The sequence below is a fragment of the Methanothermobacter sp. KEPCO-1 genome (genome assembly GCF_008033705.1).
Taxonomy (GTDB): Archaea; Methanobacteriota; Methanobacteria; order Methanobacteriales; family Methanothermobacteraceae; genus Methanothermobacter; species Methanothermobacter marburgensis.
The window spans coordinates 1,492,579-1,514,759 of record NZ_CP042937.1; the positions used below are offsets into that span (position 1 = coordinate 1,492,579).

A 22,181-nucleotide genomic window follows, 5' to 3' on the forward strand; every position below is an offset into this window, starting at 1 on the left:
GAGAATCCCTTCAGAGTCTCTGTATTTCACTGTAGGCATAGGTTGCTGCAATTGCCCCCTCTGCACATGCTGTTACCCACTGGTTCAGGCCCCCGGTGATATCCCCCGCCGCGTATACAAGGGGGATGTTTGTCCTCTGCCTTTTATCTGTTATGATGTAGCCGCCATCATCCACCTCAACACCCAGTTCAACTGCGAGCTGATTGAGGGGCTCTTCACCTATGGATATGAATATCCCATCAACCTTCAGGGCCTCATCCTCACCTGTTACACGGTTGTGTATCATGACCTCCTCAACCCTATCATCACCCCTTATCTCGGTTACAACAGAGTTCCATATCACAGGGATGTTCATTTCCTTCAGCTTTTCCTGAAGGTACCTGTCGGCCCTCAGTTCATCCCTCCTGTGGACTATGCTGACGTCACACCCTATGTTTTTGAGGAACACTGCCTCCTGGGCTGCGCTGTTTCCTCCACCAACCATGAGGACCTTCCTGCCCCTGTAGAGTGGGCCGTCACAGGTTGCACAGTAACACACACCCCTTCCAAGGAGTTCGTTCTCGCCTGGCACACCCAGCTGCCTGTGCCTGCTTCCTGTTGCAAAGATCAGTGCGGAGGCCGTGTAGGTGTCCCTTGAGGTCCTGACTGTGAACACGTCATCCTTCTCTATCTCCTTCACTTCCTCCATTTCCCTGAGCTCAGCCACCTTCGTGGCCTGTTTCTTCATTTTGGTGACAAGGCTCATCCCGGCTATCATTTCAAATCCAGGGTAATTCTCCATCATGGGGACCTCAAGGCCCAGTCCACCTGCAGGGCCCTTATCCAGCATGAGAACACGACTTCCCTGCCTTCCACCGTAGATACCTGCTGTTAGTCCTGCGGGGCCAGCCCCTATAACTATTATGTCGTAATCAGTCATCATACCACCTTCAGGTTTTATCTTGGTTTTTGATTGAGATAAAGATTTAAGTAAATGACCTATCTACATTAAAAAAATTAATGGTATATTGTGATTATGAGGTTGTTTAAGGGGACTAAGCTGGATTTAAGTTTGCATTGAAAAAGGTAATATATTTTTGTGAACTAAAAATGTAAAATGAGGTTTCTAGAGTCTTTCCCGGATTTTTGAGTTCAGTATCCTGTTTACAATCTTACCATCGGCTCTACCACGCAGCCTACCCATGGCCTGACCCATCAGGGGTCCCATTGCACCCATACCCCTCTCCTGGATCATTTCATGGTTAAGCTCAATGATCTCATCTATCACAGCCTCAACCTCATCCTCTGTGAGGAGCAGGAGGTCCAGTTTCTCTGCAGCCTCACCTGCTGTTACACCATCATCGGCCATGCAGGCAACTATGTCCCTGAGGGCATCCTTTGACACCTTACCCTCCTCAAGGAGTCTTATGGCGTCTCTGAGTTCATCAATGCCAATAACGTCCATATCATGGCCCTCCCTTCCAAGCTCCCTGAGGGTGTAGGCGAGGAGTGATGCTATCACGGTCACATCAACCCTGAACTCTGCGAGGGCCTCGAATTCCTCAACAAGGTTTCTCTTAACAAGCTGGGATGCAAGGTCCCCACTGAGGCCATACTCCCCCATGAGCCTCTCCCTCTTCTCTGATGGAAGCTCAGGGAGGTTCTCCCGGATCCCGGCGATGAATTCCTCTTCTATGCTGAAGAGCGGTATGTCTGTTTCAAGGTACATCCTGCTTGAGGTTGGAAGTGGCCTGAGGTACTGGGTGTTTCCGTCGGGGAGGGCCTTCCGGGTCTCCTCTGGAACGCCATCAATGGCCATCCTGGCACGTTTAGTGACCTCCCTGAGGGCATTCTCTGCTGTCTCCCTATCATGGGCCACCAGGACCACCGCATCATCCTCTGAGGCATCAACAGCATCCCTGAGGGCTTTAACCTCCTCGGGGGTTATACCGTAGGCAGGGAGTTCATCGGTGTGGAATATCCCCTTAACGCCCCTCTTCTTTGCATAGTCAGCCATCTCTGTACCTAAACGTCTTCCGGGCTGTATTTCAGTTCCTATCAGTCCATGGAAGCCCATCAGTTTAACAGCGAGTACTGACTCTGCCGAGGATATTATCCTGGAGGCCGTATCCCTGAAGACCTCTGAGACATCAACCAGATCCCCATCAACCGAGGCTCCCCTCTTCCTGAGGGTGTTTCTTATCTCAACCAGTTTCAGCTGCCTCATGACCTCCCTCTCAACTATCTCCGGGATGAGGTCAAGGTCCTGGACACCCTTCACCTCGACCCTGGCCCCCTCACGTATGGATATGTTGAGGTCCTGCCTTATGGTCCCGAGGCCCCTCTTAACACGGGTGCTCCTGAGCACCTGGCCTATCTGGTATGCGACATCCCTGAGCTGCTGGGGGTCACTGATGGATGGGTCTGTGGTTATCTCAACGAGGGGTATGCCCAGGCGGTCCAGTCTGAATACAACACCATCCTCTGTCTCCCTGATCCTCCTTGCGGCGTCCTCCTCAAGGCAGAGGTTCTCTATTTTAACAGTCCCCTGTGGTGTTTCAAGGTGGCCGTCGGTTGCAACAAGGCCCGTCCTCTGGAAGCCCCCGGTGTTGCTGCCATCGATGACCTGCTTCCTCATGGTGTGGAATTCATCCACAACCCTCATGTTGAGGAGGAGTGCGATTGTAACTGCAAGTTCAAGGGCCTCCCTGTTGAGGGGGTGGGGTGGCTCCTCATCTGCCTCAACCAGGCATGTTCCATCATCGTAGTTCTCGTAGTGGAAGTGGAGCTTCCTCATGGCCTCCTCAAAGGCTGCCCTGTCAAATTTCCCGAGTTCGCTCTGGGTTGGCCTGAGGTTCCTCACTATGTCGTGGTCAGGTTCTGAATCGATAAGTTCTGTTCTGCAAGGGCAGAAGAGTTTGCTCTCTGTATCAAGCTGCTGGTGTATCTCGAGGCCCATTTTGAGTCCTATCTCATCCCAGTTCATCTGATCAACCCCTGAAGTATGCTATTGATGTCCTATCCTTGATTTCCCCTGCAATGTTATCCATCATCATTTCACGCACCCTTCCTGGTTCAGATGTCTGTCCCAGGACCCAGCACATCTTGACGTAGGCGACCTCCGGGAGCATATCTGCGCAGGGTATGACACCCGCCTGGAGGAGCCTCCTTCCTGTGCTGTAGACGTTCATGTTGACCCTTCCGTTTAGGCACTGGGATGTCATGGCAACAGGGACCCCCATATCATGGGCCTCCCTGAGTACCGGTATCAGTGTGTCGGGGCAGTGCCCGAGACCTGTACCCTCCATGACCAGTCCCTTGTAGCCCCTCTCCAGGTGCCATTCTATGATATCAGGAGACATACCAGGGTAACTCTTTATGAGGGCAACCCTCTCCTCAACTCTGTCATGGAGTTCCAGTTCAGCTGAACCCCTCTTCCTGTAGTCAGCGTCAAGTATTTTGATGTCCCCTGGTGTTACCTCTGCGAGGGGGAGGGCGTTTATGCTCCTGAAGGTGTCCCTCCTTGAGGTGTGCATCTTCCTCACCTTCACGCCCCTGTGGAGGTGGCAGGTGAGGTCATCCATGGTTGCATGCATGCAGACCGTGACCTCAGCTATATCAGAGGTGGCGGCCCTCACCGAGCACTGTATGTTGAGGCTTGCATCCGATGATGGCCTGTCTGAACTCCTCTGGGCGCCTGTAAGAACTATAGGGACTGGAGTTTTGAGCATGAAACTCAGGGCGGCGGATGTGTAGTGCATGGTGTCGGTTCCATGTGCGACAACAACGCCATCTGCACCATCATCTATCTCCCGGTATACGGCCCTTGCAGTTTCAACCCAGTATTCGGGTTTCATGTTCTCACTGAGGATGTTCAGGACGGCCTTACCCCTTATGTTTGCCATGTCCAGGAGTTCGGGGTTGGCCCGGAGGAGGTCGTCTGCGGTGAAGGCCGGGTGCACTGCCCCTGTACGGTAGTCTATTATTGACGCAACGGTACCTCCCGTTGATATTATGGACACATCTGGCAGGTTGGGGTCCTCACTCACATCAACCGGGGGTAGCTCTATTTTTGGTTCTGAACCCCTCTCAATGAGTTCTATTTTTGCTTCACTTATTTCAACCCCAATGTTGTATCCGTTTTTGAGTTTCAGGACGATGTGCCGGTCATCTGCATCATCTGCACGGTCCAGCACCATACCCTCATAGGTCACATCGGGTTTCTCCACCCTAACGGTGTCCCCCACATCTATGGAGGCTGATTCAAGGAATTTCCTGGCTGATCCATGGTATGTCATTAAAATTCCCCCTCAAGGTTCTTCCTGGCCCACTCTTCCCCTGCCTCGAGTATTTTAAGGTTGATGTCTATTATCTTATCCTTACCAGAGAAGGTGAAGCTTATTGCCTCCCTGAAGGATTCCTCATCGAGGCCGGTGATTCCAAGGGCCATCATGACACCCAGCATGGCGGTGTTGGCAGCTCTCCCTGTACCGTGTTCCTTTGCTATTTCAAGGGCTGGCACACCTATGGCCCTGAGATTCTCTTTTTTACTGAAATCTGCGGTGGCAGTGTCGTAGAGGACAATACCACCCTCCCTGACATCACCTGCAAATTCATCTAGGGATGGCTGGTTGAAGGCCACGAGGACATCTGGCGTGTCAACCGCCGGTGAGCCCACCCTTTCACCTGATATAACTACTCCGCAGCTTGATGTACCACCCCTCTGTTCGGGCCCATAGGCAGGGTACCATGATGTGTGTCTTCCCTCACTGCAGGCTGCCTGTGCCAGTGTCAGCCCCATACTGAGGACTCCCTGGCCACCAAAGCCTGCAATCTTCACCCGTACCTCATGGAATTCCGGGTCATCCACAGGGTCTGGCACCGAGTCCTCCTTTATCTGGAATATGTGGTCCAGGCTCTCCCTTGAGAAGTCACTCTCTGATCTTATGAGGGGTTCTGTCTCGGATGAGCGGTCCCTGAAGTTCTTCACGGGGAATTCCCTTTCCATTTCCTCCTTCAGGAACCTTTCAGCACCCTCGGCGTCCTGCCTGAGGTTTGTGGGACATGGTGATAGTACCTCAACAAATGCGTAGCCCTTCCCATCCCTCTGGATTTCAAGGGCTCTTTTAACAGCTCTTTTGGCCTTCCTTATGCTTTTTGGGTCTGCAAGGGAGACCCTCTCTATGAAAACCGGGGCCTGGAGGTTGTCGAGGAGTTCACACATATGTAGCGGGTAACCTGCATATCGGGGGTCCCTCCCACCGGGACATGTGACTGTCACTTCACCTATGAGGGTTGTTGGCGCCATCTGACCGCCTGTCATACCGTAGACGGTGTTGTTGACAAAGAAGACCGCCATTTTCTCACCACGGTTTGCGGCCTGTATCGTCTCATTGAGGCCGATGGATGCAAGGTCCCCGTCACCCTGGTAGAGTATGACCACGGCATCGTCCTCTGCACGTGATATCCCTGTCCCCACTGCAGGGGCCCTTCCATGGGCCACCTGGACGTTTCCGCAGTCAAAGTAGTAGTAGGCGAAAACCGCACAGCCAACCGGGCTTATCATTACTGAACGCTCCTGTATACCCAGTTCATCAATGGCCTCGCCTATGAGCTTGTGGAGTATTCCATGGCCGCAGCCTGCACAGTAGTGTGTGGCTGTGGGGGCGCTTCCACCCTTCCTCTCGAATACCTCGTGGAGTGAATCTGGTTTCCTGATCACCTTTTTAGTCATTGGATTCCCCCGCGATTTCTCTGATTTTCCTGAGGATGTCCCTCAGTTCTATGAGGTTTCCACCCATCCTGTTTACGAGTTCAACATCCCTGCAGCCTGAGGCCATCTTTATATCCTCCCTCATCTGGCCGCTGCTCATCTCAACCGATATGAAGGTGCAGCCACCCTCTGCAAGTTCCCTGATTCTTTCTGATGGGAATGGGAATAGCGTTATGGGCCTCAGAAGTCCCACATTTATGCCATCTGCCCTTGCTGTGTCAACCGCGCTCTTCGCAACCCTGCTGCTTATACCATACGCCACGAGTACAATGTCAGCATCCTCAACCATGTATTCCTCGTATCTCACCTCGTTCTCCTCCACCGCCGCGTATTTCTCCTGGAGGTAGAAGTTGAACTCCTCGAGTTCATCGAAGTCAAGGAATATGGAGGTTACGAGGTTCTTCATGGTTTCCCTGCTGCCGCATACAGCCCAGGATGTGTCCGGCCTGTGCTCCACGGCCCTTTCAGGGAAGCGGAGGGGTTCTGCCATCTGCCCCAGGACGGCGTCTGCAAGTATTATAACTGGGTTCCTGTATTTGTCTGCCAGTTCAAAGGCATCCATTGTGAGGTCGCACATCTCCTGTACACTGTTGGGTGCAAGGACGATATTCCTGTAGTTTCCATGTCCACCGCCCTTCACCAGCTGGTTGTAGTCTGCCTGCTCCGGCCCGATGTTCCCGAGTCCAGGACCGGCCCTCATGACATCCACGATGACCGCAGGAAGCTCAGCACCTGCAAGGAAGGATATTCCCTCCTGTTTGAGGCTCATACCTGGCCCTGAGGATGCTGTCATGACCCTGTGGCCTGCTGCGGCTGCACCGTAGACCATATTTATGGCTGCCTCCTCTGATTCTGCCTGCACAAACTTCCTCCCCACCATGGGGAAGTACCTTGAGGCCTCGTGGAGTATCTCACTTGCTGGTGTTATCGGGTATCCGAAGTAGCAGTCACAGCCAGCATACATGGCCCCTATTATCACGGCGGTGTTACCCTTAACCATCTGTGTCGCCATCTTCACACCTCTCTATGTGGACCTCTATTGCGTTGATCTCGGGGCAGGTGTAGTAGCAGTTCCCGCAGCCGTTGCATCCCTCGCCACGGTACTCAACGTAGTGGTAACCTCTCTCGTTGATCTTATTGCTCATGTAAAGCACTTTCCGGGGGCATGCGATTATACACCGCTCACATGCCTTGCATTCGACCCTGTTTATTACCGGGTAGGCCTTCTTCATTGGTTTTCACCGTCTCCTTCAAGGTCATGTTCTCTGATCTCAACACGCCTTATCTTACCGCTTATGGTCTTGGGCAGTTCATCAACAAATTCAACTATCCGGGGGTACTTGTAGGGCGCGGTCACCCTTTTCACATGGTCCTGTATCTCCTTCTTCAGTTCCTCTGATGGTTCATATCCCCTTGCAAGCACCACGGTTGCCTTGACAACCTGTCCCCTTATTGGGTCGGGGTATCCTGTAACTGCACATTCAAGGACCGATGGGTGGGATATGATGGCGCTTTCAACCTCAAAGGGTCCTATACGGTAACCTGAACTCTTTATTATGTCGTCGGTTCTCCCGACAAACCACATGTATCCATCCTCATCCATCCAGGCTGTGTCCCCTGTGTGGTAGTAACCGTCGTGCCATACCTCTGATGTCTTATCGGGGTTTCTGTAGTAGCCGTTGAAGAGCCCTATCGGTTTACCATCCTCTGTTTTAATAACTATCTCACCCTCTTCACCAACATCCACGGGTTCACCGTTCCTGTCCACAAGTTCAACATGGTAGCCCGGTGATGGTTTGCCCATTGAACCCGGCTTTGGTTTCATCCATGGGAAGTTTGCTATGCACACAACACACTCTGTCTGGCCGAAGCCCTCCATGAGCTCAAGGCCTGTGTGCTCCTTGAACCTCTCAAAGACCTCGGGGTTGAGGGGTTCCCCTGCTGTCACCGCATATTCTATGCCTGATAGGTCGTAGCGTGAGAGGTCCTCCTTTATGAGGAACCTGTAGATGGTTGGGGGGGCGCAGAAGGTTGTTATGTCATACTTTTCAAGCTTCTCAAGCATCTTCTCCGGGTCAAAGCGGTCGTAGTCGTAGACAAAGACGGCGCTTCCAGCTATCCACTGTCCATAGATCTGTCCCCACATGGCCTTGGCCCAGCCTGTGTCTGCGACAGTGTAGTGGAGACCGTCCTCCCTGACGTTCTGCCAGTACTTTGCGGTTATTATGTGGCCGAGGGGGTAGGTGTGGTCGTGTTCTATCATCTTGGGCATCCCGGTTGTACCTGATGAGAAGTACACAAGCAGTGTATCCTCTCCTCCGGGGCGGTCTTCAGGGGCCTGAAACTCCCCCTGAATGTTTCTGAGTTCCTCCCTGAGGTTTATCCAGCCTTCCCTTTCCACGTCACCGACGATGACCCTTTTTATGTCGGCCCCCAGTTCATCAATGGCGCGGTCGAATACATCAGGCACACCGTCCTCTGCTATGCAGACAACCATCTTTATGTTGGCTTCCCCTATACGGTAGACGATGTCCTTCTCCTTGAGCATGTGTGTGGCTGGTATTGCAATGGCGCCTATCTTGTGAAGTCCAAGGAGGGAGTACCAGAAGTCGTACCTTGCCTTGAGGGTCAGCATGACAGTGTCACCCTTCTCTATACCCTCCCTGCTGAAGAAGCTGGCCGCCCTGTCTGATAGTTCCTTGAGTTCACCGAAGGTTACCCTCCTTTCATCTCCACTGTCATTGCACCAGACGATGGCTGTCTTGTCGGGTTCAATCTCTGCGTAGCGGTCAACCACGTCGTATGCAAAGTTGAAGTTTTCAGGTATCTTTATCTGGAAATTATCACGGAAATCCTCGTAGGAGTCAAATTCAACACGGTTAACGAATTCATGTATGAGAGCAGTCATTGGCACACCTCTACATTATTATTGCAAGGAACCTGGCCCTTTTACCGTCCAGGGCCTCCATGGCATGTTCATAGGATGAGTCAAAGAATATGGAGTCACCCTCATTCAGTATTATCTCATTGTCGTGTATGTAGAACCTTATGCGCCCCTCAAGGACGTAGTTGAATTCCTGTCCGGGGTGGCTGTTGGTCTTCGGTTTTTCGTCCCGGGGCTCCACTGTAACTATGAATGGTTCGGCCTTCTTGTGTATGAACTTCTCTGCCAGGTTCTCGTAGCGGTACTGTTTCCTCCTCTCAACCTCCACCCCCTTGCCCCTGCGGGTGACTGTGAAGATGTGCATCCTTGTCTCCTCACCTGTGAGCAGAAGTCCCATGTCAACGCCCATCTTGTGGGCTATCTCAAAGAGTATGCTTGCCGGGATGTCCTCCTCTCCGGTCTCATAGCGGCGGTAGGTATCCACGTCAATGTTCAGGTAACTGGCCATTTCATCTTCCGTGATTTCTGAGAGTTCCCTCAGTTCCCTTACACGGGAACCAATCTCCTTACTTTTCTCTTTCATGGTTACACCTCATCAGTGCCAGAAAAAAATAATAATGATTATTAATGATAAATGTCTTCTGCCTTAAATACATTTCTCCTCCTTTAATGATTTAAGTTACACATAATAAAAATATATTGAAAGGAGGTCTTTTCATGGAGATAAAGACGGTCAGAATAGAGCCCCAGGAGGACCTGAACCTGATACTCGGGCAGAGTCACTTCATAAAGACTGTTGAGGACATATATGAGGCCGTGGTGAACACGGTTCCCCAGGCAAAATTTGGGGTGGCATTTGCCGAGGCATCCGGGGACTGCCTTGTGAGGCATGCCGGAAATGATGAGGAACTGGAGGAACTTGCAGCAGAGACCATGCTTGAAATTGGAGCCGGACACTCGTTCATAGTGTTCCTCAGGGACGCCTTCCCCATAAACGTACTTCAGCGGATAAAGGACGTCCCGGAGGTTGTTAACATCTACTGCGCCACCGCAAACCCTGTTGAGGTCATCGTTGCAGAGACAGAGCAGGGAAGGGGAATTCTGGGGGTCATAGATGGCAGCAGACCTGAGGGTATAGAGGATGAAGAGGATATCGCTGAGAGAAAGAGGTTCCTCCGCATTATCGGATACAAGTTTTAGTGGGGTCACATAATCGGGGAGGGGTCAAAATATATTAAACAGCAGGCCCAATAATAATATGGGGGTTGTTTAAATGTCAGATACAGTGGTTTTTGTTAAGGAGAGCGGAAACAAGAATAAGGATGAAAATGTCCTGGAAATAAACCAGAACAGGGTCCGGATGAAGGAAAAACAGAAAGGTACACTCTCAATAACCTTTGAAAGTCCGGATAAGGGGGACATAGAGGCTGCTATGGCCTTCTTTGAATCAATGACCGATATGGAACCTCTCACAATGAACATAGCAGATACAGGTGAGGTTAAGGCCTACTTCAAGGGGACAGCACCCTTCAGTCAGACTGAAGAGGAGGGAATGACGGTCTACACCTATGGTGTGACCATCCAGGAACTGCATGAGTAACTAATTTTAATCCTTTTTTTATCCAGGTCACTGGTCCTTGGGGTATGTCCACTCCTCAAAGATCTTGTAGATCCTGCTGGGGTCACTGAAAACCTCTGTTTTATCCATCCCTGATATCCTCTTCACGTGTTCAACATCCTCCCTGGTTATTTTGAGTTCCAGTTTTTTACCGTTGGGAAGTGTCGTGATAACCTTCCCCTCACTGTAATCCGATGGCATGATGTAGACAGGGACAGATGCCTTCTGGGCCATTATAACGGCATTTGTAACCAGGGTATCCCCTATCCTCAGGGATATCTTGGCTGTGCTGTTGGAGGTGCAGGGAGCCACAAGTATGAAGTCATACTTACCAAGCTGGACCTGACCTGCAAGGAATGGTGAATTGGCGTTTATCTCAACCCACTTCCTGTCGAAGCTGGTCTCAAGGTCCCTGTACAGGCCATAGTACTTGACAACCTGGTCACCTGCCTTGGATATGAAGACGTCGATTTTAATACGGTCCCCATAGATCTTTTTAATATCCTTCATTATTCCGTAGGTTTCAGTCAGTTTCTCCCCGGCCCCGGTTATACACCAGGCAACAGTCAGTTTTTCAGTCATGAATCATAATATGTTGGAACTTATTAATCAAATTTGGGCTTAAAGATCTGGAACATGGCATGATTTGGGCGGGACCATGGAATAATTCTGGAAAAAATATTAGTATTCATTTTAGATTATATCGACATGCGGGAGGGGAAGGCACTGAAATTCTTCTAAGGACCCCCAGGAAGTGGTGTCCGGACCAGTTTGTCACCTCCCTATCAAAAAATGTTCTGGAGCACCACTCCAGCATAACCTGATGACACCTCCCGCAGGGGATCCCCTCATTCCTTTTTTAGTTGCATGGTGGACCTGTTTATCTGCAGATCTTTCAGATTCTATACAGAGACACATCTGCAATTTCACTTGAGACGCATGGGTTGTACTGGCTGGAACATTCCAGAAAGGCTGTATTATGTAATCCCGCGTATGGGTTGTACTGGCTGGAACATTCCAGAAAGGCTGTATTATGTATCCCAAATTCAAAGAACATAGACCACCGGACACCGGAGCCTTCACTTCTGTGGTGAAGATGATTAATGTCGGTCACAGGGTAACTGAGGCCCATCGGGGTGCTATGATTTACTGCACCTGCCACCTATGATTATTCACGGTTACCTTCAGGGACATCAGTCTACAATGACACCGTCAAGGATACTGATGGTTCTTGAGGCCATCTCGGCCACATGGGGCTCGTGGGTGACAACAACAAGGGTAACACCCTCCTCCTGGAGCTTCTGAAGTATCTGGAGTATATTTCTGCTTGTCTTTGAGTCAAGCGCCCCTGTAGGTTCATCTGCAAGGATTATTGACGGGTTATTGGCAAGGGCCCGGGCAATTGCAACCCTCTGACGTTCACCACCAGAGAGTTCAGTGGGTTTTCTGTCAGCCTTATCCCTGAGGCCAACCTGTTCAAGGAGCCCCATTGCACGCTCCTCCATGTTGCCGTGCTTCACAGCAAACATGGGTATCTCAACGTTCTCAAGGGCTGTAAGGCTGGGTATGAGGTTGTGGAGCTGGAACACGAAGCCTATCTCCTCAGCCCTCAGACGGCTCAGGTCCTTCTCCTCTGAGAGATCCCTTCCAGCGACCCTGACAGTACCTGAATCAGGGACATCAAGGGCGCCTATCATGTTGAGGAGGGTGGATTTACCTGAACCTGATGGCCCCATGATTGAGATGAACTCACCCATATCAACTTCAAGGTCAACACCATTAAGGGCCCTTATCTTACCCCCATCAAAGCTCTTCTTAAGGTTTCTTACCTCTATCGCCTTCATGGAACCACCTACTCGTACCTCAGAGCTTCTGTGGGGGCGAGCCTTGATGCCCTGTAGGCGGGGTAAAGTCCGCCGAGCACACCCACGCTCAGGGCGACTGCAAAGGCCCTGATGAAGATCTCTGGACTGTATACGGGTTCTATGAATCCCCTCATCCCAAGTTCAAGGAGCACCTGTATGGCTGCAACACCAAGAACTGAACCCACAATACCCGCAATAACTGTCAGCACCACAGATTCTCCGAGTATCATGATGAGAATCCTGCGGTCCCTCCAGCCGACGGCCTTCAGGACTCCAATCTCCCTTGTCCTCTCAAATACGGACATTATCATGGTATTTATAACCCCAATTCCACCTATTATTATGGCCAGGAGTGATATGGCCCAGGTCGCAGTGTCGATGGTCTGCAGGCCCTGATCAACGCTCTGGAGGTCCTCAAGTGATGCTATGGTCGTGAGGTCACTGTAACGTTTCTCGATGCGGTCTGTGACGTCCTCAACCCTTGAATTCCGGGTCATCTTAACATAGATCATGGTGACCTTCCCCTCCTTATCCTCTATCTTCTGGAGCTTTTTGAGTGATATAAATGCACCTGAGTCCTGCTGCATGTCACCTGATTCAAATATCCCTACGATCCTGTAATCGCGGTTCTTTATCTTTATTGTATCACCAACGCCCTTGCCATGGTTCTCTGAGGCGACCTTACCGATTATGACCTCATCTGCATCTGGATCCGTGAGGGTCCTCCCATCTGTTATTTTTATCTGGCTCATGTTTATCTTCGCAGGATCTATACCTATCAGTACAAAGTAGGGGTTCTCGTCAAGGGGCTGTACAGCCATCAGTATCCCAACGGCATCCTCAACACCGCTTACATTCCGCACCCCATTCACGTATTCCTCGTCTATCTTGCTGAAGAACATGTCTGAAACATTGGACTCCACAATCGTGAAGTCCGCTCCACCCGCCTTGAGGGTGTTCTCTGTTGACGTCTTCAGACCCTCGGTTATCACGCCGAGGGTTACAATGGTCGCGATTCCAATTGCGATACCTGTAATTGCAAGGAGACTCCTTGCGCGGCTTCTGAATGGATTCTTCAGAACGAGTGTTATGAACCTCATGTGTAGGTATATGGATCTGGGCCCTAATAATACTGACTGGCATAATCTTAAAAAAATAAAATTGTGGGGTTCAGGACATTTTCCCGGCCTTAAGGACCTCAAATGCGTCCATGTCCACAGCTCCGATTGTGCTGTAACATTCGGCCTCAGGCATCTTCTCAAGTTCCTCCTGGCTTATGTACTTCATTTTATCAAGGCCACGGATAAAGTACCTGAACTGGGGTCCAAGCCTTTCCCTCAACCTGTAACCCTTTCCAATGTTTATGAAGTACCTTCTTTTCACCTCATATTCCCCGGTGAGTTCATGGATTCTGTTAAGAAGCCTCCTTGTGGGGTGCCTGTAGGTGCCGTTCTCCATTGCTATTACAATGTCCACATGGGCACCGAGTTCATCTGCAAGTTCCCTCTGGGTTTTACCTTCACTGATCCTGTAACCCAGCACAAGAAATTTCAGTTCATCTTCGCCACTCACGATTTCCACCTCCGTTGAATTTATTATGGGACACCACTATAAATACTTTTTTATAAAAAATTATTATTAAAATTTCAATTAATCCGATAAACGTAATAATAAATTTCAAAATATTATATTATAAATGATTATATCCATGACTGTGACAATATTTAATAGTTGAATAACACTGGGTAACAGTAAATAATATAAACATGGAGTAGATTATTAACTGGTGGTGGGATCATGGGACCTGAGTCATGGGTGATAATAGCTGCCATATGCCTCATAGGCGAAATGCTGACCGCGGGATTCTTTCTTCTCTGGTTCGCCGTCGGGGCACTGGTAGCAGCGGCACTTGGATACCTCGGATTCGATACAACGGTACAGTTTGTTACGTTCGTCCTTGTTTCAGTTATTCTCCTTGCTATTTCAAGACAATTCGCAGCACGCATAACGGGGGAGCCATCAAAGAGAGCGGTTGCAGATAGACTCATAGGAAAAGAGGGAACTGTTACTGAGGCAATCACGCCCCGGAGCTCTGGTCTTGTGAAGATCGACGGTGAAACCTGGAGGGCAAGGTCAGACATGGATCTTAAAGAGGGAGATATGGTGAAGGTTAAGGCAATTGAGGGAGTTAAACTCGTTGTTGAAAAACTGGAGGAATGAAAGATGCTTCTTGAAATAATAATTGTACTTGTACTCCTTGTACTGGCATTCAAGAGCCTGAAAATACTCAGACCCTACGAGAAGGGTGTTGTTGAAAGGCTCGGTAAATATCAGAGGACAGTCGAAAGCGGCCTCGTTGTTATAATCCCGTTCATAGAGGCCATAAAGAAGGTTGACATGAGGGAGCAGGTGGTTGATGTACCACCACAGGAGGTCATAACCAAGGACAACACAGTCGTTGTTGTGGACTGCGTCATATTCTATGAGGTGGTTGACCCCTTCAATGCGGTCTACAACGTGGTTGACTTCTACCAGGCCATAACCAAGCTGGCCCAGACAAACCTCAGGAACATAATAGGGGACCTTGAACTGGACCAGACCCTCACATCAAGGGAGATGATAAACACCCAGCTCCGCGAGGTCCTGGATGAGGCCACAGACAAGTGGGGTACCAGGGTTGTCCGTGTGGAGATACAGCGCATAGAACCACCCGGAGACATAGTTGAGGCCATGTCAAAGCAGATGAAGGCCGAACGTATGAAGAGGGCGGCCATCCTCGAGGCAGAGGGTTACAAGCAGTCAGAGATAAAGAGGGCTGAGGGTGATAAACAGGCAGCCATCCTTGAGGCAGAGGGTAAGGCCGAGGCCATAAAGAAGGTTGCAGACGCCAACAAGTACCGGGAGATAGCCATAGCAGAGGGTCAGGCCAAGGCCATACTCTCGGTTTTCAGGGCAATGCACGAGGGGGACCCGACGAATGATATAATAGCACTCAAATACCTTGAGGCCCTTGAGAAGGTTGCCGATGGAAGGGCCACAAAGATACTTCTCCCTGTGGAGGCCACAGGTATTCTGGGTTCAATTGCAGGGATCTCAGAGATGCTCTCTGACCCCTCAAGGGCATCTGAAAAAACATCGAAAAAATCTGAGCCATCAGAAGCAGAGAAAAAACCAGCATCCCCAGAATTTCAGGAAAAACAGTGAATAATCACCTTTTATTTTTAGCTGGTGTTAGTTATAAATATCAAGCTGAACATAATAAGATTCGGGAGGTGTAAGGTATGAAAGAGGATGTTTTCTATGGAAAGGGCATGGTCCATGTGAAGGAGGACTATCCTGACATCTACGAGGCAGTTGTTAAACTCAACGAGGCCGCCTACACAGGGAAGGTTCTTGACTACAAGACACAGAAACTCATAGCCCTCGGGATAACAGCTGCAAACTCAGATGACCGTGCGGTTAAAAAGCAGATACAGAGTGCCATAAATGAATTTGGGGTTACAAGGGATGAGATTGTTGACGTTCTCCGTGTTGTTCTCCTCACATCAGGTAATCCACCCTTTGTGAAGGCAATGAGGATTCTTTATGAGGTCCTTGGGGACTGATTAAATTCTTTTTTAAATTAAGGTATTCAGTTTTTTATTAATCAGCTCTTGAAAATCACCTTTTGCAAAAATTAGATAAATATTCTTAAAATTTAAAAATAGAAAAGAAGTATTTTTTTATTTATCTTGTTGTGAATGTTGATTTGAAATCTACTGCCATCATGTTACCTGTGCTGGTCTTAACTGCAGTCCTTGGAACAGTGATGATGTACCTTGTACGGGCACTCCAGCTTCCAACTGGTTTTATGTAGAGCCTGTTGCCACTTATTCTCTTACTGATGGGCTTCAGCCGGCCGGCAGATGTTTTTACAGTTATTGATCTGTAGCTGGGGCCGGCAAGTATGCTGTTACTGAATGTTATGACAATTACTTTGGTCCTTGAAACACCTGTTGCACCACTTCTGGGATCAATGGCTGTTACTGCAATGGCAGACGTGAAATTTGATGTGAAGTCCACTGATAGGGTGGTTCCTGCAATATTTTCTATGGCATTCACAGGTATTCTGACTGTGAACTTGACACCGGGATCCCAGCCTCCAACGGGTGTTATGATGAGCCTGTTGCCGCTTATACTCTGGATGATTGATTTTAGAGCACCTGTAGATTTTCTGACTGTTATACTGTAATATTTAGTTCCGGCTATGATAATGGAGCTGAAGGTTATTACAAGGCTTTTTGTCCTTGAAACGCTCATGGAACCGTTTGGCGGATCCATGGATACCACTTTAAGTTTCTGCAGAGGATCTCTGATGAGCGGAAGGCTGTCGGCTCCACCGCTAAAGGTGTAGGGAGTGTCCCCGAAGTTATCCCCATTTTTATCCTCCCCGGTGTAGTCGCTCCAGTAGTTACCTCCAGTGGGCCGCGTGAGATTGAAAACATTGGTTAAACCACCTTCATTTTCCGCCTGAATACCATTGTTTATGAAGCTGTTTCCATAGACCCTGTTGCCCTTGCTGTAACTGATATAAGTAATCCCACTGAATTGTTCAATAAAAGATTACCATAGATTGTATTGAATGAACCCGTGACATGTATGCCCCTATTGCCGCTAAAGCTTATTTTATTTCCCAGAATGGTGTTGTTACTGGAATAGTGTATAAAAATACCATCATATCTGGCCATGTGTACCCTGTTACTCTGAATGGTGTTTTTACTGGACTGCAACAGGAAGATACCATAGTCATCATCGCTTATGTTGCAGTTTTCGATCCTTGAACTGTTTGTATTTGCAAGTATTATTCCATTACCACATTTTGAGAGGGCAACGTTTTTTATGGTTACATTCCTGCAGCCCACAAGTGCAAGGTAGCCCATTTGGATTCCATTGTAGACCCTGTTGGAGATTCCAGTGAGATAATAGACTGGTTTACCGTCAATGGTATTTGAGGTATCTATGTTCTGGATAAAATGGCCAACTGAGTTGTCCCCTCCCCCAATTTTAATGGCTCTAGATGCGTTGATGATGGAGTTACTCCTTAAGACACTGTTGAGTGAGGTCAGAAGGCAAATAGCATTCTCTGTTATGTCCTCTATCCTGTTTTCTCTGATTACATTTGAAGGTGAGAACCCAGCTTCGATTCCGTTGAGACAGTTTCTTATAATGTTACTGGAAATTGTGTTTTCAGCTGAGGATTCAAGAGAAATTCCGGATCCCTCACTGCTTATATTATTTCTGGATATAATGTTCCTGTTTGATGATATTAGAACTATTCCACCAGTATTATCAGTTATTTCATTTTCCTGGATCACGCTGTTATCGGAGTCCATTAGCCAGATTGCTATATCGTTGTGTCTTATGACGTTCTTTGTCAGGTTACACCAGCCAGCAGATGAATATATTCCATGAGTACCATTGATCAGCGTAAAACCGTTTATTTTTGACCCATTGGCCGTTATATTTATTACAGGTTCTCTGTCACGCCATCCATCTATTATTACTGTTCCGTTTGCTTTCAGAGTTAAATTTTCTCTGTTTATAACTATGTTTTCTTCATAAGTTCCAGCATCCACCACTATAGTATCCTGAACTTCACTATCGTCTATAGCCTCCTGGATGGTCATATAAATTTTTCCAGTTCTTTCATTCCGTGAAACAGCTGCTGAAGTTCCAGAAAAAAACAAAACAAACAAAAAAGCCACAGCCAGCAAAGAGCAAAATTTGACGTACTTCACATTCAACCCCCCGAAACAAATATTATATTAATATCTACCTCCATTTAGATATAGATTATACTAAAATCAATAGCCGGTAAGATATGTGATGATATCATGATTTTCTGATTTGGATTATCTGCATCATGTTTACCGGATATCAAATTCCAGCTTAATCTAGCTTAATGGACTTAAATTCAGACATACACAAATGGTTAATGACACTAAAATCGTGCATAAACAGATTTATTCATGGAACCAACAGTAAACTTTTTAAGTGACCACATCAAATGTAGTAGTACATAAACCGCTATTTTTAAGGGATACGATCCCATGGATGTGGCGTAAAGCCGAACAGAATAGAGGTGTAAACAATGTACAAATATGTTAAAGACGCATGGAAAAATCCAAAGGACTCCTATGTAATGGAGCTTATGTGGGAAAGGGCCCCAAAATGGAGAAGGGACCCTGTAATTAAAAGGATTGAAAGGCCAACAAGAATAGACCGTGCAAGATCACTTGGTTACAAGGCAAAACCTGGATACATAATCGTGAGGACACGTGTGAGGCGCGGTAGCCAGAGAAAAACCAGGTTCAAGGCAGGTAGAAGACCCAAAAGAATGGGTGTTAAGAAAATCACAACTGCAAAGAGCATAAAGAGGATCGCAGAGGAAAGGGTTGCAAGGAAATACCCCAACATGGAGGTCCTCAACTCCTACTGGGTCTGGGAGGACGGAAAATACAAGTTCTATGAGGTCATCCTCGTTGATCCAAACCACCCAGCAATAAAGAATGACCCCAAAATAAACTGGATCTGTGAAAAGCAGCACAGGGGACGTGTGTTCAGGGGCCTCACAAGTGAAGGTAAGAAGAACAGGGGCCTCCGAAACAGGGGTAAAGGGGCTGAAAAGGTAAGGTAAAGCCCCACTTAATTAATTTTTAGAGGAAAATGATACACAACATCTCCTACCGCCTGATGGTTTACGGTACCGAGGACGAGGGAAAGGTCCTTGAGGCCCTCAGGAACATAATACCCGGCGCAGCACCTGAAAGGGAAATGGCAGAGGGCTACCATGGAAACCCCATCACAGTTTTAAGGGGCAGGGTGGACCGCAGAAGGGCTCTCAGAGAATTCATGGAAAAATTCATTGAGGTCTTCAGGGGCAGAATGGATGAACTCGAGGGCAGGTTCGATGAAAACGGTAACCTGTTCATCCGACTGGATAAACAGGAGGCCCTTGAGGGGATCTGGAAACCTGTAAGGCATGGTGATGCAATACACCTCAAGATCAAGGTGGAGGCCTACCCTGCAAAGAGGGATGTTGCAGCTGAGAATATAAGGAAATTACTTGAATAAGTGGGTCATCCAGCCAGATGAATTCTTTAACTTCCATTAGGATGCTCAAATAACCGATTTCAGCGGGTTCAGATGAAATTCTTTGACTTCAAGGAGGATGCTCGAATAAGTGGGTCATCTAGGCAGATGAAATTCTTTGACTTCAAGGAGGATGCTCGAATAAGTGGGTCATCTAGGCAGATGAAATTCTTTGACTTCAAGGAGGATGCTCGAATAAGTGGGTCATCTAGGCAGATGAAATTCTTTGACTTCCATATTCAGGCAGGTGACCATGATTTCAGTCTGAGACTTCTTGCTGAGGCTTCCCGTCTTGGTTACCAGGGGGCTGTCCTGGTCTGTTCCGATGAGACCTACAGCAGGCTCCAGCCAGAGATTGAACTCCTGAGGGATAACCCTGCAATCAGTGGCCTTGAGGTGGCAGCCGGTGTTATGATAAACGCCTCGAACCCCCAGGATATGAGGCGCAAGGTTAACCGTTTCAGGAGGAAGGCCGACGTTGTATACGTTTCAGGGGGTGACCTGAAGGTGAACCGCGCCGCCTGTGAGAACCCCCGGGTGGATGTCCTCTCTGCACCCTACTCCTCAAGGAGAGACGCTGGCATGAACCATGTCCTCGCAAGGGAGGCTGCAAGGAACAGGGTTGCAGTTGAACTTGTCACCACTGATATCATGGGCTCATGGCTCAAGGTAAGGGCGAGGGTTCTTGAGTACTTCAGGGACATCCTTAAACTCCACAGAAAATTCGATTTTCCACTCTTACTCTCAAGCAGGGCATCATCAATATATGACCTCCGCACACCCCGTGACCTCATGAACCTGGCAGGGTGCTTTGGCATGAGTACCCAGGAGGCCGGAAGGGCACTATCATCAACACCATCCTCCATAATCGAATACTCACGCAAACGCCCCCTTATGATTGCAGATGGTGTGAGGCTTGTGGATGATGAGGAAGAGGACTGAAAACAGCCAACGGAAGAACTGGAATAGGAAGAAAAGGCTTGTGGATGACGAAGAACAGGACTGAACCCCGGTGAAGACATGAGGATGAAGATACTACCCCCCACCCTCAGGAACCCAAAGAGGTACATCGCCTTTGAACTGATATCTGAGAGGGAGCTTTCAAGGGATGAAATCGTATCCCTGATATGGGACAGCTGCCTCAAACTCCACGGTGAATGTGAGACATCGAATTTCCGTCTATGGCTCATGAAACTCTGGCGATGTGATTTCCCGGATGCAGTAAGGATGAGGGGTGTGCTTCAGTGCCAGAGGGGTTACGAGGGAAAGGTCATGGCTGCCCTCACAGCGGCACACCACAACAGCGGGGCAAGGGTGGTATTCCATATACTGGGACTCTCCGGGACGGTGCGCTCTGCAACACAAAAGTTTATTAAACCTTCCAAGAAAGATAAATACTGACTGATTTGTATCACATGTTTCATGATTACCAGATTTATCCATCAATAAAGAGAGGTTAGAAAAATGCAACCACTTCAAAGTGCAGGATACGATAGGGCCATTACGGTATTCAGCCCGGATGGCAGGCTATTCCAGGTGGAGTATGCAAGGGAAGCAGTTAAGAGAGGAACCACTTCTCTTGGAGTAAAATCAAAGGAAGGAATAGTTCTTGTTGTGGACAAAAGGCCCACAAGTAAACTGGTTGAGCCAAAATCCATAGAAAAGATATTCCAGATAGATGAACACATAGGGGCCGCAACATCTGGGCTGGTGGCAGATGCAAGGGCCATAATTGAAAAGGCAAGACTCGAGGCCCAGATAAACAGGATAACCTACAATGAACCCATAAGGGTTGAAAGCCTTGCCAAGAAGATATGTGACATGAAACAGATGTACACCCAGCATGGAGGTGTCAGGCCCTTTGGAACGGCCCTCATAATAGGTGGTGTAAACGGGAAGGGCTGCAGGCTCTTTGAAACAGATCCCAGCGGGGCCCTCATAGAGTACAAGGCCACAGCCATAGGGGCCGGTAGGCCAGCGGCCATGGAGGAATTTGAGAAGAAATACACTGATGATATGAACCTGAACCAGGCAATAGAACTGGCCCTCGATGCGGTCTATGAGGCAACAGAGGGTAAAACAACACCTGAAAGTGTTGAGATAGCTGTTATAGAAGCCGCAGATAAGAAGTACAGAAGGCTTCCTGATGATGAGATCAGGGACCATGTTGAGGAACTCCTGATCAGGAAGGAAAAGGAGGAAGAGGAGTAAAAAATGGTCAGCCTTGAAGATGCGGTTATCGCCCGGCTCGAATCCCATGGCGAGCGATTCGAAGTTCTAGTGGACCCTGACCTTGCAGCTGAATTCCGGAGGGAGGATTCAGAGGTCAGTGTTGAGGATGTTCTGGCGGTCCAGGAGGTCTTCAGGGACGCCAGAAAGGGTGATAAGGCATCTGAGGAGGCCATGAGGAAGGTCTTTGAAACAGCGGATCCTCTTGAGGTAACACCCATAATACTTCAGAGGGGGACAATACAGCTCACTGCAGAACAGAGAAGACAGATGATAGAGGATAAACGCAAAAAAATCATCAGTAAGATTGCATGTGAAGCTATAAATCCCCAGAACGGACTTCCTCACCCTCCAAAGAGGATTGAAAAGGCAATGGAGGAAGCAAGGGTTCACGTTGATCCATTCAAAACAGTTGATGAGCAGGTCAACATTGTCCTGAAGGCCATAAGGACCAAGATACCCATAAAATTCGAGAAGGTCACCGTTGCCATAAAGATACCAGGCGACAGGGCCGGCCCAGCCTACGGTGTGATATCCAATTTCGGGAAAATAAAGAATGAGGAATGGCAGAGTGATGGGTCATGGATAGCGGTGGTTGAGATACCAGGGGGTCTTCAGGATAGTTTCTACCAGAAAATCAATGAACTCACCGGCGGTAACGTTGAGACCAGGATTATCAAGTAAACCCTCATCTCCTTTTTC

At 48.6% G+C, this 22,181-nt stretch carries 24 protein-coding genes and 1 pseudogene; 11 read left to right on the forward strand and 14 right to left on the reverse strand.

Going from position 1 to position 22,181, the window contains the following annotated elements:
* Positions 1–10: 10 nt before the first annotated feature.
* From trxB to FVF72_RS08045, 8 genes are all read right to left on the reverse strand, one after another.
* Positions 11–919, reverse strand: a complete 909-nt coding sequence (gene trxB, locus FVF72_RS08010) for a thioredoxin-disulfide reductase (protein ID WP_013295913.1) — start codon at positions 917–919, stop codon at positions 11–13.
* A gap of 186 nt (positions 920–1,105) precedes the next feature.
* Positions 1,106–2,965 (reverse strand): Glu-tRNA(Gln) amidotransferase subunit GatE, encoded by a 1,860-nt coding sequence (gene gatE / locus FVF72_RS08015; RefSeq protein WP_147671799.1) that lies wholly within the window; start codon positions 2,963–2,965, stop codon positions 1,106–1,108.
* A gap of 4 nt (positions 2,966–2,969) precedes the next feature.
* A complete protein-coding gene (gene gatD / locus FVF72_RS08020) occupies positions 2,970–4,277 on the reverse strand; it encodes a Glu-tRNA(Gln) amidotransferase subunit GatD (protein ID WP_147671800.1) in 1,308 nt (435 codons plus the stop codon).
* Positions 4,277–5,713 carry a 2-oxoacid:acceptor oxidoreductase family protein gene (locus FVF72_RS08025; protein ID WP_147671801.1) on the reverse strand — a complete coding sequence of 479 codons (1,437 nt, stop codon included), beginning with the start codon at positions 5,711–5,713 and terminating at the stop codon, positions 4,277–4,279. The genes gatD and FVF72_RS08025 overlap by 1 nt, the downstream gene beginning before the upstream one ends.
* Entirely contained in the window at positions 5,706–6,764 is a 1,059-nt protein-coding gene (vorB, locus tag FVF72_RS08030; RefSeq protein WP_147671802.1) for a 3-methyl-2-oxobutanoate dehydrogenase subunit VorB, read from the reverse strand. Before vorB ends, FVF72_RS08025 begins: the two co-directional genes overlap by 8 nt.
* Entirely contained in the window at positions 6,745–6,984 is a 240-nt protein-coding gene (gene vorC, locus FVF72_RS08035; RefSeq protein WP_013295907.1) for a 3-methyl-2-oxobutanoate dehydrogenase subunit VorC, read from the reverse strand. Before vorC ends, vorB begins: the two co-directional genes overlap by 20 nt.
* Entirely contained in the window at positions 6,981–8,660 is a 1,680-nt protein-coding gene (locus tag FVF72_RS08040) for an AMP-binding protein (RefSeq protein WP_147671803.1), read from the reverse strand. Before FVF72_RS08040 ends, vorC begins: the two co-directional genes overlap by 4 nt.
* A gap of 10 nt (positions 8,661–8,670) precedes the next feature.
* A complete protein-coding gene (locus FVF72_RS08045) occupies positions 8,671–9,219 on the reverse strand; it encodes a helix-turn-helix domain-containing protein (protein ID WP_147671804.1) in 549 nt (182 codons plus the stop codon).
* Between the two features lie 134 nt (positions 9,220–9,353).
* On the opposite strand from FVF72_RS08045, the gene FVF72_RS08050 reads away from it, so the two are divergent.
* Together FVF72_RS08050 and FVF72_RS08055 are read left to right on the forward strand one after the other, a co-directional pair.
* The gene (locus FVF72_RS08050; protein WP_147672030.1) at positions 9,354–9,836 is read left to right on the forward strand and encodes an adenosine-specific kinase; all 483 of its coding nucleotides are present in this window, start codon (positions 9,354–9,356) and stop codon (positions 9,834–9,836) included.
* Between the two features lie 73 nt (positions 9,837–9,909).
* Positions 9,910–10,236 carry a hypothetical protein gene (locus FVF72_RS08055; protein ID WP_147671805.1) on the forward strand — a complete coding sequence of 109 codons (327 nt, stop codon included), beginning with the start codon at positions 9,910–9,912 and terminating at the stop codon, positions 10,234–10,236.
* 27 nt (positions 10,237–10,263) lie between these two features.
* Here FVF72_RS08055 and afpA read toward each other — a convergent pair whose 3' ends face one another.
* From afpA to FVF72_RS08075, 4 genes are all read right to left on the reverse strand, one after another.
* Complete coding sequence (afpA, locus tag FVF72_RS08060; protein ID WP_147671806.1) at positions 10,264–10,836, reverse strand: archaeoflavoprotein AfpA; 573 nt, start codon at positions 10,834–10,836, stop codon at positions 10,264–10,266.
* A 611-nt stretch (positions 10,837–11,447) separates the two neighbouring features.
* The gene (locus tag FVF72_RS08065) at positions 11,448–12,098 is read right to left on the reverse strand and encodes an ABC transporter ATP-binding protein (RefSeq protein WP_147671807.1); all 651 of its coding nucleotides are present in this window, start codon (positions 12,096–12,098) and stop codon (positions 11,448–11,450) included.
* Positions 12,099–12,106: 8 nt separating this feature from the next.
* Positions 12,107–13,219, reverse strand: a complete 1,113-nt coding sequence (locus FVF72_RS08070; RefSeq protein ID WP_147671808.1) for an ABC transporter permease — start codon at positions 13,217–13,219, stop codon at positions 12,107–12,109.
* 70 nt (positions 13,220–13,289) lie between these two features.
* Complete coding sequence (locus FVF72_RS08075) at positions 13,290–13,691, reverse strand: hypothetical protein (RefSeq protein WP_147671809.1); 402 nt, start codon at positions 13,689–13,691, stop codon at positions 13,290–13,292.
* A gap of 225 nt (positions 13,692–13,916) precedes the next feature.
* Here FVF72_RS08075 and FVF72_RS08080 point away from each other — a divergent pair, with 225 nt between their 5' ends.
* From FVF72_RS08080 to FVF72_RS08090, 3 genes are all read left to right on the forward strand, one after another.
* Entirely contained in the window at positions 13,917–14,339 is a 423-nt protein-coding gene (locus tag FVF72_RS08080; RefSeq protein ID WP_147671810.1) for an NfeD family protein, read from the forward strand.
* Positions 14,340–14,342: 3 nt separating this feature from the next.
* Positions 14,343–15,323: an SPFH domain-containing protein gene (locus FVF72_RS08085; protein ID WP_013295897.1), complete on the forward strand. Its 981-nt coding sequence runs from the start codon at positions 14,343–14,345 to the stop codon at positions 15,321–15,323.
* Between the two features lie 77 nt (positions 15,324–15,400).
* Complete coding sequence (locus FVF72_RS08090) at positions 15,401–15,724, forward strand: carboxymuconolactone decarboxylase family protein (protein WP_013295896.1); 324 nt, start codon at positions 15,401–15,403, stop codon at positions 15,722–15,724.
* 121 nt (positions 15,725–15,845) lie between these two features.
* Here the strand turns inward: FVF72_RS08090 and FVF72_RS08095 are convergent, their stop codons facing one another.
* Both FVF72_RS08095 and FVF72_RS08105 read right to left on the reverse strand, forming a co-directional pair.
* Positions 15,846–16,448 carry an Ig-like domain-containing protein gene (locus tag FVF72_RS08095; RefSeq protein ID WP_255503702.1) on the reverse strand — a complete coding sequence of 201 codons (603 nt, stop codon included), beginning with the start codon at positions 16,446–16,448 and terminating at the stop codon, positions 15,846–15,848.
* 159 nt (positions 16,449–16,607) lie between these two features.
* Positions 16,608–17,785: pseudogene (locus tag FVF72_RS08105) on the reverse strand (nitrous oxide reductase family maturation protein NosD); the annotation flags it as partial.
* 464 nt (positions 17,786–18,249) lie between these two features.
* On the opposite strand from FVF72_RS08105, the gene FVF72_RS08110 reads away from it, so the two are divergent.
* The 6 genes from FVF72_RS08110 (at position 18,250) to FVF72_RS08135 (ending at position 22,163) form a co-directional block, all read left to right on the forward strand.
* The gene (locus FVF72_RS08110; RefSeq protein WP_013295894.1) at positions 18,250–18,795 is read left to right on the forward strand and encodes a 50S ribosomal protein L15e; all 546 of its coding nucleotides are present in this window, start codon (positions 18,250–18,252) and stop codon (positions 18,793–18,795) included.
* A gap of 29 nt (positions 18,796–18,824) precedes the next feature.
* The gene (locus FVF72_RS08115) at positions 18,825–19,232 is read left to right on the forward strand and encodes an RNA-binding protein (protein ID WP_147671813.1); all 408 of its coding nucleotides are present in this window, start codon (positions 18,825–18,827) and stop codon (positions 19,230–19,232) included.
* A 72-nt stretch (positions 19,233–19,304) separates the two neighbouring features.
* Positions 19,305–20,192 (forward strand): ribonuclease P protein component 3, encoded by an 888-nt coding sequence (gene rnp3 / locus FVF72_RS08120; RefSeq protein WP_147671814.1) that lies wholly within the window; start codon positions 19,305–19,307, stop codon positions 20,190–20,192.
* An 84-nt stretch (positions 20,193–20,276) separates the two neighbouring features.
* Entirely contained in the window at positions 20,277–20,651 is a 375-nt protein-coding gene (rnp2, locus tag FVF72_RS08125; RefSeq protein WP_147672031.1) for a ribonuclease P protein component 2, read from the forward strand.
* A 63-nt stretch (positions 20,652–20,714) separates the two neighbouring features.
* A complete protein-coding gene (gene psmA / locus FVF72_RS08130) occupies positions 20,715–21,461 on the forward strand; it encodes an archaeal proteasome endopeptidase complex subunit alpha (protein WP_013295890.1) in 747 nt (248 codons plus the stop codon).
* A 3-nt stretch (positions 21,462–21,464) separates the two neighbouring features.
* Entirely contained in the window at positions 21,465–22,163 is a 699-nt protein-coding gene (locus FVF72_RS08135) for a ribosome assembly factor SBDS (RefSeq protein ID WP_147671815.1), read from the forward strand.
* Positions 22,164–22,181: the final 18 nt, after the last annotated feature.